The organism is Streptomyces sp. NPDC093065 (genome assembly GCF_044754585.1).
GTDB lineage: Bacteria > Actinomycetota > Actinomycetes > Streptomycetales > Streptomycetaceae > Streptomyces.
Genome location: NZ_JBIVPJ010000025.1, coordinates 100,965 through 115,445 on the forward strand (window position 1 = coordinate 100,965; position 14,481 = coordinate 115,445).

At 72.7% G+C, this 14,481-nt stretch carries 10 protein-coding genes and 2 pseudogenes; 8 read left to right on the forward strand and 4 right to left on the reverse strand.

Annotated features, from left to right (window positions below; genetic code table 11):
* Window positions 1-18: 18 nt before the first annotated feature.
* Both ACIQFU_RS32720 and ACIQFU_RS32725 read right to left on the reverse strand, forming a co-directional pair.
* Window positions 19-699 (reverse strand): 4'-phosphopantetheinyl transferase, encoded by a 681-nt coding sequence (locus ACIQFU_RS32720; protein WP_402556435.1) that lies wholly within the window; start codon window positions 697-699, stop codon window positions 19-21.
* Entirely contained in the window at window positions 696-1,589 is an 894-nt protein-coding gene (locus ACIQFU_RS32725; RefSeq protein ID WP_402556437.1) for a metallophosphoesterase family protein, read from the reverse strand. Before ACIQFU_RS32725 ends, ACIQFU_RS32720 begins: the two co-directional genes overlap by 4 nt.
* Before the next feature lie 286 nt (window positions 1,590-1,875).
* On the opposite strand from ACIQFU_RS32725, the gene ACIQFU_RS32730 reads away from it, so the two are divergent.
* Window positions 1,876-3,027 (forward strand): ATP-grasp domain-containing protein, encoded by a 1,152-nt coding sequence (locus tag ACIQFU_RS32730; protein WP_402556439.1) that lies wholly within the window; start codon window positions 1,876-1,878, stop codon window positions 3,025-3,027.
* Here ACIQFU_RS32730 and ACIQFU_RS32735 read toward each other — a convergent pair.
* Window positions 3,020-4,357, reverse strand: a complete 1,338-nt coding sequence (locus ACIQFU_RS32735; RefSeq protein ID WP_402556441.1) for a 6-phospho-beta-glucosidase — start codon at window positions 4,355-4,357, stop codon at window positions 3,020-3,022. The genes ACIQFU_RS32730 and ACIQFU_RS32735 overlap by 8 nt on opposite strands.
* 131 nt (window positions 4,358-4,488) lie before the next feature.
* Here ACIQFU_RS32735 and ACIQFU_RS32740 point away from each other — a divergent pair.
* Window positions 4,489-5,284: pseudogene (locus ACIQFU_RS32740) on the forward strand (IclR family transcriptional regulator).
* Window positions 5,285-5,472: 188 nt separating this feature from the next.
* Complete coding sequence (locus ACIQFU_RS32745) at window positions 5,473-6,873, forward strand: glycoside hydrolase family 16 protein (protein WP_402556443.1); 1,401 nt, start codon at window positions 5,473-5,475, stop codon at window positions 6,871-6,873.
* A gap of 78 nt (window positions 6,874-6,951) precedes the next feature.
* Here the strand turns inward: ACIQFU_RS32745 and ACIQFU_RS32750 are convergent, their stop codons facing one another.
* Window positions 6,952-7,878, reverse strand: coding sequence for an AraC family transcriptional regulator (locus ACIQFU_RS32750; protein WP_402556445.1), 927 nt, complete (start codon window positions 7,876-7,878; stop codon window positions 6,952-6,954).
* A gap of 157 nt (window positions 7,879-8,035) precedes the next feature.
* Between ACIQFU_RS32750 and tkt the strand changes: the two genes are divergently transcribed.
* From tkt to ACIQFU_RS32775, 5 genes and pseudogenes are all read left to right on the forward strand, one after another.
* Window positions 8,036-10,132, forward strand: a complete 2,097-nt coding sequence (tkt, locus tag ACIQFU_RS32755) for a transketolase (RefSeq protein WP_402556446.1) — start codon at window positions 8,036-8,038, stop codon at window positions 10,130-10,132.
* Between the two features lie 29 nt (window positions 10,133-10,161).
* Window positions 10,162-11,307 (forward strand): transaldolase, encoded by a 1,146-nt coding sequence (gene tal, locus ACIQFU_RS32760; protein ID WP_402556447.1) that lies wholly within the window; start codon window positions 10,162-10,164, stop codon window positions 11,305-11,307.
* Window positions 11,304-13,082 (forward strand): glucose-6-phosphate dehydrogenase, encoded by a 1,779-nt coding sequence (gene zwf / locus ACIQFU_RS32765; protein WP_402556449.1) that lies wholly within the window; start codon window positions 11,304-11,306, stop codon window positions 13,080-13,082. Before tal ends, zwf begins: the two co-directional genes overlap by 4 nt.
* Window positions 13,079-14,014, forward strand: a complete 936-nt coding sequence (gene opcA, locus ACIQFU_RS32770) for a glucose-6-phosphate dehydrogenase assembly protein OpcA (protein ID WP_054101838.1) — start codon at window positions 13,079-13,081, stop codon at window positions 14,012-14,014. The genes zwf and opcA overlap by 4 nt, the downstream gene beginning before the upstream one ends.
* Window positions 14,007-14,481: pseudogene (locus ACIQFU_RS32775) on the forward strand (glucose-6-phosphate isomerase); the annotation flags it as partial. The gene opcA and the pseudogene ACIQFU_RS32775, both read left to right, overlap by 8 nt.

Sequence of the window (14,481 nt, forward strand, 5' to 3'; positions counted from 1 at the left end):
GGGCTTCCTGGTCGCCGTTCAGGTGCGCGGGACCGTGATCGCCGTGGCGACCAGGCCGTCCCGCGCGACCCAGCGACCGGTGAAGTGACGCAGGCGCCTGCCGTCAACCGTCGGTCCCGCCACCAGCAGGACGGCGTGCAGCGTGCCGCGGCGCCGGTCGACCGGGTCGACGCAGATCTCGATGTCCGCCTCCGCGAAGTCCAGCCACTGCCCGGTGAGGGGGAACCAGGCCTTGTAGACCGACTCCTTGGCGCTGAACAGCAGCCGGTCCCAGTGGATGCCGGGCCGCGCCTCGTCGAGTCGCCGCAGCCGGGCCGCCTCGGCGGGCAGGGCGATGGCGTCCAGGACGCCGTCCGGGAGCGGCCCGTCGGGTTCGGCGTCGATGCCGAGGGAGGCCAGGTCGGTCAGGCGGACCAGGGCGGCGGCGCAGTAGCCGTCGCAGTGGGTCATGCTGCCGGCCAGGCCGACCGGCCAGAGCGGGGCGCCGCGCTCGCCGGTCGGCACCGGCTGCGGGGGCACACCGAGTTTCTCCATGGCCCGGCGGGCGCACGACCGCACGACGGTGAACTCCCGGCGCCGCTTGGCGACCGCCCGCGCGACGATCGCCTCCTCCTCCGGGTAGAGGGGCGAGTGCCCGGCCTCGTCGTGGCCGCGCGCCTCCACCGCGACGACGGTCTCGGGCAGCAGTTCCTCGATCACCTGGTCACCTCCGGGTGCGACGGCGCCGCGGACGCCGGGGCCGCCGTCGCCGGCAGGATGGGCCGCAGCCGTCCGGGCGGCCCGGGCCGCTTGCGCCACTCGCGCGGGTAGCCCACCGACACCTCCTCGAAGCGGACCCCCTCGTGCCAGGTGGTGCGCGGGATGTGCAGATGCCCGTAGACCATGGTGTCGACCCGGAACCTGCGGTGCCAGTCCGCGGTCAGCGAGGTGCCGCACCACATGGCGAACTCCGGGTACCACAGGACGTCGGTGGGGTGCCGGTCCAGCGGGTAGTGGTTGACAGGGATCACGGGCAGGTCCGCGGGGATCTCGGCGAGCCTGCGCGCGGTCTCGGCGACCCGCGCCCGGCACCAGGCCTCGCGGCTGGGGTAGGGGTCGGGGTGCAGCAGGTACTCGTCGCTGCACACGATCCCGGTGCCGTGGGCGTACTCCAGGCCCTCGGCCTTGGTCGCGCATCCCGGCGGGAGGAACGAGTAGTCGTAGAGCAGGAAGAGCGGCGCGACGACCGCCGGGCCGCCGGCGCCCTCCCACACGGGGTAGGGGTCTTCCGGGGTGGTCACGCCCAGCTCGCGGCACATCTCGACGAGGTGTTCGTAGCGGGCGACGCCGCGCAGGGCGACCGAGTCCCTGGGGTGCGTCCACAGTTCGTGGTTGCCGGGGACCCAGACGACCCGGCGGAAGCGGTCCGCGAGGGTTCCGAGCGCCCAGCGGACGTCGGCGACGGTCTCCGCCACGTCGCCGGCCACCAGGAGCCAGTCGTCCCCGGACTCGGGGTGCATCCGCTCCACCAGGGCCCGGTTCTCCTCGTAACCGATGTGCAGGTCACTGATGGCCCACAGCTTCCCCGGAGCACCGGCCCTCGACGTCATCCCCCACCCCTCCCCGGACACGCGTTCGACGCTACGAGATCACATCGCCGCCCCGGTCACAAGGCGCCCCGGCGGCGCCCGCCGCGGCGGCCGTGGCGGACGCCGCACGGCGGGGCCGAGGCATCCGTGTGACGCGCGTTGCAATCGGGGCCGCGCGTACCCCTATGATCGCCCCAACACCACCGCCACGCCTCACTCTTCGCGCAGAGCGGTCGGGTGTCCCTCCAAACCCCTGGCCGGGCACGGCCCGCTTCGCCCTGCCCGCGAACCCTGGAAGGCGGCTTGCATGGCTTCTCCCGTACGCGTCTGGCTCAACCGCACGTACGCGGAGAACGTCTTCTTCATGGATCAGCTGCGGAGAAATCCCGCCGACCGGGCCGTCGAGATCCATGCCACGCACGGCGACCCGGACTCCCCCGTGCTGGCCGCCGCGGACACCGCCGACCTGGAGCCGGAGGGCCTGTCCCCCGCCGGGTACGTCGAGTACGCGCTGGACCAGTGCGCGCGGCGCGGCATCGACGTGTTCGTGCCCCGGCTGCACCAGGCGGCGGTCGTGGCGCACCGCGCCGAGTTCGAGGCGGCCGGTACGGCACTGCTGGCCCCGCCGCCGGAGGCGGTGGCCCTGTTCTCCGACAAGGTGATCGCCTACGAGGCGGTCCGGGCGGTCGGCGTGCCGGTGCCGCCCTGGTGGCGGGTCCGCACGGCCGAGGAGCTGGTCCTCGCGGTGGAGGAACTGGAGGCGGGCGGACACCGGGCGTGCTTCAAGCCGGCGTCCGGCGCGGGCGGCGTGGGCTTCCGGATGGTCACCCGGGACCCCTTCTCCCTCTCGCACCTGAACGGCTTCCCGAGCCCGTCCGTGCCGCTGCCCCTGGTCGTCGAGGCGCTGCGGGCGGCCGAGGAGCCCGTCGACTGGCTGGTGATGCCGCGCCTGGAGCAGCCGGAGGTCTCGGTGGACTGCCTCACCGGGACCGACAACCGGGTCCGCCTCGCCGTGGGCCGCACCAAGAACGGCCGCCGCCGCGGGTTCACCCTGCACGAGCAGTGGCTGGCACCGGCGCGGCGGATCGCCGAGACGTTCGGACTGCACCACCTGTCCAACGTGCAGTTCCGGATGTACGGCGACCACCCGGTCCTGATGGACGTCAACACCCGTCCGGCCGGCGGGCTGCACCAGCTGGCGCTGTGCGGCGTGAACGTGCCGTGGGCGGCGGTCAGGCTGGCCCTCGGGGACGACCCGGGCGAGCTGGAGCCGCCGTTCCTGGGGCAGGACTACGCCGTCGTGTCCGGACCGCGTCCCCTGCGCCCCGTGTCGGTGCCACACCAGCGCGCGGACCTCCCCACCGTTCCGGTGCCGGCACCGGGAGCAGGGACGGGACCGGCACAGCCGGCGGCCACCGCGCAGGCGGCGCCGACGTCCGCGCCCGTGGGGCTCACCTGAGGTAGGACAGCCCCGGGTGCACCGCCCGGTAGCCGTCGACGAGGCGACGGGCGACGTCGACCGAGTCGACGAGGGGGTGCAGGGCGAAGGCCCGTACCGCGGCCGCGCGGGAGCCGGTCTCGGCGGCGGTCAGGACGTCGCGCTCGACGGCCTTGACCGCGCAGACCAGGCCGGTGGCGTGGCCCGGCAGCAGGTCGACGGCCATCGGGTGGGCGCCGTTCGCGTCGACCAGGCAGGGGACCTCGATCACCGCGTCGCGGTCGAGGACGGACAGCGTGCCGCCGTTGCGGACGTTGAGGATCAACGTGGCGCGCTCGTCGCGGGCGACGGCGCGCATCAGTGCCAGTGCCACCTTCTCGTAGCCCCCGGACAGGTCCTCGGCCTCGCGTTCGCCCGCGCCCGCCGTCTCGCGGTTCTCGGCCATGTAGGTGGCCTCGCGTTCGGCGCGGGTGCGGTCCCAGGTGGCCAGGGCCGGGGCGTCGGCGCGGCGCATCTCGTCGTAGAAGCGGGCCTGCTGGTCGCGCAGGAACGCGCCGCGGGTGAGGCCGGCCTCCTGGTAGGCGCGGACGGTCTCCCGGTTGAAGTAGTAGTAGTGCAGGTACTCGTTGGGGACCGCGCCGAGGGAGCGCAGCCACTCGGGGCCGAACAGCCGGCCCTCCTCGAAGGAGCCGAGCAGCTCCGGGTCGGCGAGCAGTCGCGGGAGTTGGTCGCGTCCGTCGACGCGCAGCCCGCGCAGCCAGCCGAGGTGGTTGAGGCCGACGTAGTCGACGAAGGCGCGGTCCGGGTCGGCGCCCAGCACGCGGGCGACGCGACGGCCGAGGCCGACCGGCGAGTCGCAGATGCCGACGACCCGGTCGCCGAGGTGCCTGGACATGGCCTCGGTGACCAGTCCCGCCGGGTTGGTGAAGTTGATGACCCAGGCGTCCGGCGCCAGCCGGGCCACCCGGCGGGCGATGTCGACGGCGACCGGGACGGTCCGCAGCCCGTAGGCGATTCCGCCCGCGCCGACCGTCTCCTGCCCGAGGACACCCTCGGCGAGCGCCACCCGTTCGTCGTCGGCCCGGCCCTGGAGGCCGCCGACGCGGATCGCGGAGAACACGAAGTCGGCGCCGCGCAGCGCCTTGTCCAGGTCGGTCGTCGCGGTCACCGTCGGTGCGTCGGGTACGCCGGACGCCTGTTCGGCCAGTACCCGGGCCATCGCCGTCAGCCGGGACGCGTCCGTGTCGTGCAGGACGACGTCGTTCACCCGCCCCTCGGCGCGGTCCCCGAGCAGCGCCCCGTACACGAGCGGCACGCGGAATCCGCCGCCGCCCAGCATCGTCAGCCTCACGTCCGCACCCTTCCGTCACCGGCCGCACTTCCGTCCGGCGCCGATCATGGCACGGCCGGGCGCCGGCTCGCGTGCACCTTCCCTCCCCTGTCCGGGGCCGGTGCGGTGCCCTGCCCTCGGCCCTCGGCACGGTGACGGCCCCGACCGCCCCCGACCGGCTGCTCCACGTCCGCACCGCGCTCGACCACGCGCGTCCGGCCCTGTCCCCGACGGGCATCGGCCGCCGGTCCGGCCCGAGCCTGACCACCGCGCACCGGCTGGTGAACGCCCTGGAGCGGGACGAGTCGGGCGTCTGCCCCGTGGGCCTGCGGCTGTGGGAGACGGCGGCGCTCGCCCCGCGCGGCCTCGCGCTGCGGCAGGTCGCCCTGCCGTACCTGGAGGACCGGTACGAGGCGACCCGCGCCAACGCGCTGCCGGCGGTTCGGGACGGCGACGAGGTCGTCTGCATCGAGTGGCCGGCGGCGCGGTCGCCGGTCGGCGTGCGCACCCGCGTCGGTGCCCCCTGCGTACCACCGGTGTCGGGCTCGCCCTGCTCGCGCACGGCGAACCGGCATTCAGGAGGCGCACCGCCCCGTCCCACTCGCCTCGTTCACCCCGTACACCGTCGCCGCCCCGGAGCGGCCGAGCCGGGTGCCGGCCGAAGTACGGCACACCGGAGTATCGGTGAGCAGCCGTCAGGTCTCCGACGACGCCCTGCCGGAGGCCGCCCCGGTCCAGGTGCTGGACGACGCTCCGCCCCCGACCCGAGGTACGGCCCGGTCGCACCGGGGCGGCTTCGCCCGCGCCTCCCCGCCGTGCGCGGGGTGCACGGAACCCCGGGGCCGTAATGGAACACGCGTACCCGCGTCGACGACCTCGGGACGGCTCGGCCGGCAACTCCCCCGACCGCCCGGCGCCGAGGCACGCGCGCGCCCGGCACTTTCGTGACGTTCACGACGTTCACGGGCTGAACTCCCCAGCCCGGCAAGGACTTTATCGGCTTCACCTCTTGACGACGGAGGCGACCGGGAGCACATTGGCCGCATTCTGAGAGCGCTCTCAAAAGCAGGATCTCCTCCCCCGGAGCGCGCTCGGGCGTTCCGCTTCCCACTCCCGCATCGAGAGGCGACCCCCACATGAGTCAGACATCCGGCAACCCGCCCAGACGCCGGCCGCTGCGCCGGGCGCTGGTGGCCGTCGTCGGCACGCTCGGTCTCGCCGCGGCGGCGACGGCCGTGACGGGTCCGTCGGCGGGCGCGGCCGTGCCCCCGCCCCCGTCCGGCTGGACCCAGGTCTTCGCCGACGACTTCGACGGCGCGGCCGGCTCCGGCGTGAACACCGGCAACTGGCAGTACGACATCGGCACCTCGTACCCCGGCGGCGCCGCCAACTGGGGCACCGGCGAGATCGAGACGATGACGTCGTCCCCGGACAACGTCTCCCTCGACGGCAGCGGCAACCTGCGCATCACCCCGCGACGCGACGGTGCCGGCAACTGGACCTCGGGCCGCATCGAGACCAAGCGCGCCGACTTCGAACCCCCGGCCGGCGGCAAGCTGCGCGTCGAGGCCCGCATCCAGGTCCCGAACGTCACGGGGGCCGCGGCCAAGGGCTACTGGCCGGCGTTCTGGATGCTGGGCGCGCCCTACCGGGGCAACTACTGGAACTGGCCCGCCGTCGGCGAGATCGACATCATGGAGAACACCCAGGGCCTCAACACGGTCTGGTCCACGCTGCACTGCGGCACCTCTCCCGGCGGCCCGTGCAACGAGACCAGCGGCATCGGCGGCAACACCCCGTGTCCCGGCGCCAGCTGCCAGGCGGGCTTCCACACCTACGGGGTGGAGTGGGACCGTTCGACGAGCGTCGAGGAGATCCGCTTCTCCGTCGACGGCAACAACTTCCACACCGTCCGCGAGAACCAGGTCGACGCGACGACGTGGGCGAACGCCACGAACCACGGCTACTTCATCATCCTCAACGTCGCGATGGGCGGCGGCTTCCCGGACGCCTTCGGCGGCGGCCCGGACGGCGGCACCCAGCCCGGCCACTCCATGCTCGTGGACTACGTCCGGGTGCTGTCGGCCGGTGGGAGCGGTACCACACCGCCCCCGACCGGCGGTGACCGCGACGCGTACAGCGCCCTGGAGGCCGAGTCGTACGACGCCCAGTCCGGCACGATGACCGAGGGCACCTCGGACTCGGGCGGCGGCAGCAACCTGGGCGCCCTCGCGAACGGCGACTGGGTCCAGTACAAGGGCGTGAAGTTCGGTTCGAGCCCGGCGACCCAGTTCAGGGCCCGGGTGGCCAGCGGTGCGGCGGCCGGGGTGAGCGGACTGGTCGAGGTGCGCCTGGACAGCCGTACCAGTACGCCGGTCGGCAGCTTCGCCGTGGGCAACACGGGCGGCTGGCAGTCGTGGCGCACGATCCCGGCGAACATCACACCGGTGACGGGCACGCACGACGTCTATCTGACCTTCAGCAGCGGCCAGCCCGCCGACTTCGTCAACGTGAACTGGTTCAGCTTCGGCCGCTGACCGGCAACCGACCCCCCGCAGGAGAGGCGAAGGGACTCCACACGCCGTGGAGCCCCTTCGTCGCGCCATGCGGCGTGCTCAGCGCAGCTCCGCCCGGAACGCCGCCGGTGTCTGGTCGGTGTGCTGCTGGAAGAACTTGGAGAAGTTCGCCGCGTCCGGGAAGCCGACCGCCGCGCCCACCCGGCCGATCGGCATCTCGGTGTGGGCGAGGAGCCGCTTGGCCTCCAGGACGACGCGTTTGTCGATGAATCCCTTGGGCGTCTCGCCGGTGGCGGCGCGCACCGCGCGGACGAGGGTGCGGCGGGAGTAACCGAGCGCGTCGGCGTAGGCGCTGACGCTGTGATTGGTGGCGAAGCCCCGCTCGACCGCGTCCCGGAAGAGGGTGAAGGTGCTGTCCCCCGGCGCCTCCGCCCGTCCCTCCCGCGCGGAACTGGCCGCCAGATGCGCCAGGCGCAGCAGGAACGCGGAGAGCGTGTGGCGCAGTACGGCGGTGTGCAGGCTCAACGGCAGGGTGGTCGCGTCCTCGTACTCGCGCCGCAACTGGTCGAGTGCCGCCGTCAGTCCGGCGAGCCGCGCCCGGTCGGGGCGGAGCAGCGGCGGCAGGTCGTAGCGGTAGAGGCCGGTGGCCTCGACGGTGGCGCGGGGCAGGAAGCCGGGCTGCATGGTGAGCACCGTTCCGCGGTACTCGCCCTCGGGCGCGAAGCGGTGGACCTGTCCGGGACGGATCCACAGCAGATCGCCGGCCGACGCCTCGTACTCGGCGAAGTCGATCATGTGGCGGACCGGGCCGCCGGTGAAGAGCATGACGACGTGGAAGTCGATGCGGTGCACGCGGTGCAGCGGGGCGTTGGCGTGCCAGGTGCGGCCGGCGCCCATGGGCCCGACCTGCACGCCGACTCCGAGGAGGCTGAGATCGACCGGGAAGGGGAACGTTCTGATCCCGTCGCCGCCCCTGCCGCCGTCGTCCCGGCCACCCTCGCCGTCTTGGATGTTTTCGTCCGCCATGTCCTTCTCGCGCCGTCCCGCCCGTGCGCCCCGCGGCCGGGGCGTGTCCCAGTTTCACCACAGGCTGGCACACCACGACCTTCACTCTCAAAAGTCAGACTTTTAAGTTTGAACGCGTCAGACCAGCTACTCCGCTCCGATCGAGGATTTCTTGAAGATGAGCACGCAGTCGAGCAAGCAGACAGTGGACAGCGCGGACCGCTTCGAGTGGACCGAACTCGACCGGCGTGCCGTTGACACCGCCCGTGTCCTCGCGGCCGACGCCGTGCAGAAGGTGGGCAACGGCCACCCGGGCACGGCGATGGCCCTCGCCCCGGCGGCGTACACGATCTTTCAGAAGGTGATGCGTCACGACCCCGCCGATCCCGAGTGGACCGGCCGTGACCGCTTCGTCCTCTCCCCCGGCCACACCTCGCTGACCCTCTACACCCAGCTCTTCCTCGCCGGGTACGAGGTGGAGCTGGACGACCTCAGGGCCTTCCGCACACACGGCTCGAAGACGCCGGGCCACCCGGAGTACGGGCACACGGCGGGCGTGGAGACCACCACGGGTCCGCTGGGCCAGGGCGTGGCCAACGCGGTGGGCATGGCGATGGCCGCCCGCTACGAGCGCGGTCTGTTCGACCCGGAGTCCCCCGAGGGCGAGTCCCCCTTCGACCACACGATCTGGGCGATCGTCTCCGACGGCGACCTCCAGGAGGGCGTGTCCGCCGAGGCCTCGTCGATGGCCGGTCACCAGAAGCTCGGCAACCTGGTCTTCCTCTACGACGACAACCACATCTCCATCGAGGGCGACACCGCGACCGCGTTCTCCGAGGACGTGCTGAAGCGGTACGAGGCGTACGGCTGGCACACGCAGCGCATCGAGCCCGCCGAGAACGGCGACGTCGACGTGCCCGCGCTGCACGCGGCGCTGACGGCGGCCCAGGCCGAGACCGGGCGCCCCTCCATCATCGCCATGCGCACGATCATCGCCTGGCCCGCGCCGAACGCGCAGAACACCGAGGCCGCGCACGGCTCGGCGCTCGGCGACGACGAGGTCGCGGCGACCAAGCGGGTCCTGGGCTTCGACCCGGAGAAGTCCTTCGAGGTCTCCGACGAGGTCATCGGGCACACCCGCAAGGCCCTGGACCGGGGTGCCGAGGCGCACGCCGCCTGGGACAAGCGGATCGCCGCCTGGCGCGACGCCGCCCCCGAGCGCGCGACGCTGTTCGACCGTGTGGTCGCCGGCCGCCTGCCCGAGGGCTGGGAGGACACCCTGCCGGTGTTCGAGACCGGCAAGGCGGTCGCCACCCGCGCCGCCTCCGGGAAGGTCCTCCAGGCGCTCGGCCCGGTGCTGCCCGAACTGTGGGGCGGCTCGGCCGACCTGGCCGGCTCGAACAACACGACGATCGACAGGACGTCGTCCTTCCTCCCCGCGGGCAACCCGCTCCCCGGGGCGGACCCGTACGGCCGCACCGTGCACTTCGGCATCCGCGAGTTCTCCATGGCCGCGGAGATGAACGGCATCGCCCTGCACGGCAACACCCGCATCTACGGCGGCACGTTCCTGGTCTTCTCCGACTACATGCGCAACGCGGTGCGCATGTCCGCGCTGATGCAGCTGCCGGTGACGTACGTCTGGACGCACGACTCCATCGGCCTCGGCGAGGACGGCCCGACCCACCAGCCGGTCGAGCACCTGGCCGCCCTGCGCGCCGTCCCCGGCCTCAACGTGGTCCGCCCGGCCGACGCCAACGAGACGGCCACCGTCTGGGCCGAGATCCTCAGGCGCCACTCCACCCACCCGGCGCCGCACGGCCTCGTTCTCACCCGGCAAGGCGTACCGACGTACGCACCCGACCCGGACGCCGCGCGCGGCGGGTACGTGCTCGCCGACGCCTCCACCGGCGCCCCGGACGTCGTCCTGATCGCCACCGGCTCCGAGGTGCAGCTGGCGATGGCCGCGCGGGAGACGCTGGAGGCCGAGGGCACCGCCGCGCGCGTGGTGTCGATGCCGTCCGTGGAGTGGTTCGAGGAGCAGCCCCGCGCCTACCGCGAGAGCGTGCTGCCGCCGTCCGTGCGGGCCCGGGTGGCCGTGGAGGCCGGGATCGGCCTGACCTGGCACCGGTTCGTCGGGGACGCGGGCCGCATCGTCTCCCTGGAGCACTTCGGCGCCTCCGCCGATGCGAAGACCCTGTTCACCGAGTTCGGCTTCACCGCCGAGCACGTGGCCGCCGCCGCCAGGGAATCCCTGGCCGCCGCCCGCGGCTGAGCCGACCACCTGCGAAGCAGAAAGAGAAGATGATCACTGTGACCGAAGCAACCGCCACCGCGGGAGCGCTGCAGCGCCTGGCCGGCCAGGGCGTGTCCGTCTGGCTGGACGACCTGTCGCGGCGGCGGATCGAATCCGGCAACCTCGCCGAGCTGATCAGGACGAAGAACGTCGTCGGCGTCACCACCAACCCGTCGATCTTCCAGGCCGCCATAGGCTCGGGCGAGGGCTACGAGGAGCAGCTCGCCGACCTCGCGACCCGGGGCGTCACCGTCGACGAGGCGGTCCGCATGATGACCACCGCCGACGTCCGCGCCGCCGCCGACGTACTGCGCGAGGTGTACGACGCCACCGGCGGCCGGGACGGCCGGGTCTCCATCGAGGTCGACCCCCGCCTCGCCCACGACACGCGGGCCACGGTCGCCGAGGCACGTCAGCTGGCCTGGCTGGTGGACCGCCCCAACGTGATGATCAAGATCCCGGCGACGAAGGCAGGTCTCCCGGCGATCACCGAGGTGATCGGGGCCGGCATCAGCGTCAACGTCACGCTGATCTTCTCCCTGGAGCGCTACCGCGAGGTCATGGACGCCTACCTCGCCGGTCTGGAGAAGGCGCAGACGGCCGGGATCGACCTGGCCGGCGTCCACTCGGTCGCGTCCTTCTTCGTCTCCCGCGTCGACGGCGAGATCGACAAGCGCCTGTCGCTCCTCGGCACGGACCAGGCGCTCGGCCTGCGCGGGAAGGCCGCGCTGGCCAACGCACGGCTGGCCTACGAGGCGTACGAGAACGTCTTCGCGGGCGACCGTTTCACCGCCCTCGCGGGGGCCCGCGCCAACCCCCAGCGTCCCCTGTGGGCGTCCACCGGGGTGAAGGACCCGGCATTCCGGGACACCCTGTACGTGGAGGAGCTGGTCGCTCCCGGCAGCGTGAACACGATGCCGGAGGCCACCCTGGACGCCGCCGCCGATCACGGCGAGATCCGGGGCGACACGGTCACCAGCGGGTACGCCCAGGCCCGGGCCGACCTCGCGGCGGTGGAGCGGCTCGGCGTGTCGTACGACGAGGTGGTGGAGCAGTTGGAGCGAGAGGGCGTGGCGAAGTTCGAGGCGGCCTGGGACGACCTGCTCGCCGCCGTGACGAAGTCCCTCGACAGCAAGGGAGTTGACGGGGAATGAGCGAGGAGCTTCCCGCTACGGCGGTCCGGGAGACCAAGGCGACGAAGGAGGCCAAGGAGACCCGGACGGCCCAGGAGGCGGCGGGACCGCTGCACGCCGAGGAGGCCGAGGAGGCCCGCTCCGCCGGGACAGCGAAGGCGGCCGGGCCGTCGAAGGCTCCCCGGAGCGCGAAGAAGACCGGGACGGCCCGTGCCGCCAAGGGGGCGAAGAGCGGGGGCGCGGCCGGGAAGGGCGTCGAGCCGGTGGCACCGCTCGACTGGAGCAACCCGCTGCGCGATCCCCAGGACCGCCGTCTGCCCCGGATCGCGGGCCCCTCCGGGCTGGTCATCTTCGGCGTCACCGGCGACCTGTCCCGCCGCAAGCTGATGCCGGCCGTGTACGACCTGGCCAACCGGGGTCTGCTGCCGCCGGGCTTCTCGCTGGTGGGCTTCGCCCGCCGGGACTGGGAGGACCAGGACTTCGCCGAGGTCGTGCACGACGCGGTCAAGGAGCACGCGCGCACGCCGTTCCGCGAGGAGGTCTGGCAGCAGCTCTCCGAGGGCATGCGGTTCATCCCCGGCGACTTCGACGACGACAACGCGTTCGAACAGCTGCGCAAGGCCGTCGAGGAGCTGGACGCCTCTCGCGGCACCAGCGGCAACTACGCCTTCTACCTCTCCGTGCCGCCGAAGTTCTTCCCGAAGGTCGTCCAGCAGCTCAAGAAGCACGGGCTGACCGACGCGCCCGACGGTTCCTGGCGCCGCGCGGTGATCGAGAAGCCGTTCGGCCACGACCTGGACAGCGCCCGCGACCTGAACGCGCTGGTGCACGAGGTCTTCGACCCGGAGCAGGTCTTCCGCATCGACCACTACCTGGGCAAGGAGACCGTCCAGAACATCCTGGCGCTGCGCTTCGCCAACACGATGTACGAGCCGATCTGGAACCGGTCCTACGTCGACCACGTGCAGATCACGATGGCCGAGGACATCGGCATCGGCGGCCGGGCCGGCTACTACGACGGCATCGGCGCGGCGCGCGACGTCATCCAGAACCACCTGCTCCAGCTGATGGCGCTGACCGCCATGGAGGAGCCGGCCGCTTTCGACGCGCGGTCGCTGCTCACCGAGAAGCTGAAGGTCCTGCGGGCCGTGCGGCTGCCCGACGAGCTGGGCGAGCACACGGTGCGCGGCCAGTACGCGGGCGGCTGGCAGGGCGGTGCGCAGGTGCCCGGCTACCTGGAGGAGGAGGGCATCGACCCGGCCTCCACCACCGACACCTACGCGGCGATCAAGCTGGGCATCGACAACCGCCGCTGGGCCGGGGTGCCCTTCTACCTGCGCACCGGCAAGCGCCTGGGCCGCCGGGTCACGGAGATCGCGGTGGTCTTCCAGCGGGCCCCGCACTCGCCCTTCGACTCCACCGCCACGGAGGAGCTGGGCGAGAACGCGATCGTCATCCGCGTCCAGCCGGACGAGGGCATGACGGTGCGCTTCGGCTCCAAGGTGCCGGGCACGTCGATGGAGATCCGCGACGTGTCCATGGACTTCGCCTACGGCGAGTCGTTCACGGAGTCCAGCCCGGAGGCGTACGAACGGCTGATCCTGGACGTCCTTCTGGGTGACGCCAACCTGTTCCCGCGCCACCAGGAGGTGGAAGAGTCCTGGCGGATCCTCGACCCGATCGAGGAGTACTGGGCCTCGCACGACAAGCCCGCACAGTACGCGTCGGGCGGCTGGGGACCGCGGGAAGCCGACGAGATGCTCGCACGAGACGGACGGAGCTGGCGCAGGCCATGAGGATCGACCTGACCGACACCACGGCAAGCAAGATCAACAAGGCGTTGGTGCAGGGCCGCCGGGCCATCGGCACCCCGGCCGTGGGCATGGTGCTCACGCTGGTCATCGTCACGGACGAGGAGAACGCCTACGACGCGATCAAGGCGGCCGAGGAGGCCTCGCACGAGCACCCCTCGCGCACCCTGGTCGTCATCAAGCGCCACCCCCGCAACCTGCGCGACCGCACCCGCTCGCACCTCGACGCCGAGGTCCGGGTCGGCTCCGAGGCGGGCACCGGCGAGACCGTCGTCCTGCGCATGTACGGCGAGGTCTCCGAGCACGCCGACTCGGTGGTGCTGCCGCTGCTGCTGCCGGACGCGCCGGTCGTCGTGTGGTGGCCGGTGGAGGCGCCCGACAACCCCGCGAAGGACCCGCTGGGCGCGCTGGCCCAGCGCCGGATCACCGACCTGTACACGGTGGAGCGGCCGATGGAGGTCCTGGAGCGCCGGGTCCGCGCCTACGCGCCCGGCGACACCGACCTCGCCTGGACCCGGCTGACGCTGTGGCGCTCGATGCTGGCCGCGGCCCTGGACCAGGCCCGGGTTCCGGTGACCTCCGCGGTCGTGGAGGCCGAGGCGGACAACCCGGCGGCCGAACTGCTGGCCCGCTGGCTGGAGGCCCGCCTCGGCGTCCGCGTGGACCGCGTGATCACCGACGGGCCGGTCGTCACCGCCGTCCGCCTGGGCACGGCGAACGGCGAGATCGTCGTCGACCGTCCGGAGGGCCCGCTCGCCACGATGACCCTCCCCGGTCAGCCCCCGCGCTCCGTCGCCCTGAAGGTGCGCCCCACCTCCGAACTCATCGCCGAGGAGCTCAGGCGCCTCGACGCCGACGAGATGTACGCCGTCGCCCTGCGCGGCGAGGCCGGCAAGGAGACCCCCGTCCATGTCTGACACCCCGAAGCTCAACCAGCGTCCTCAGTGGACCGCCCTCGCGGACCACGTCAAGGGCACGCTGCCCCACCCGGACCTGCGCGAACTGTTCGCCGAGGACCCCGGGCGGGCCGAGCGGTACGTCGTGCGCGTCGGCGACCTGCGCATCGACTACTCGAAGAACCTGGTCACCGACGAGACGCTGGCCCTGTTGCAGGAACTGGCCGCCGCCACCGACGTGTTCGGGCTGCGCGACGCGATGTTCCGCGGTGAGCGCATCAACATCACCGAGGACCGTGCCGTGCTGCACACGGCGCTGCGTGCCCCGCGCGACGCGGTGATCGAGGTCGACGGCGAGAACGTCGTCCCCAAGGTGCACGCCGTGCTCGACAAGATGGCCGGCTTCGCCGACCGGGTCCGCTCCGGCGAGTGGACCGGCCACACCGGCAAGCGCATCAAGAACGTCGTCAACATCGGCATCGGCGGCT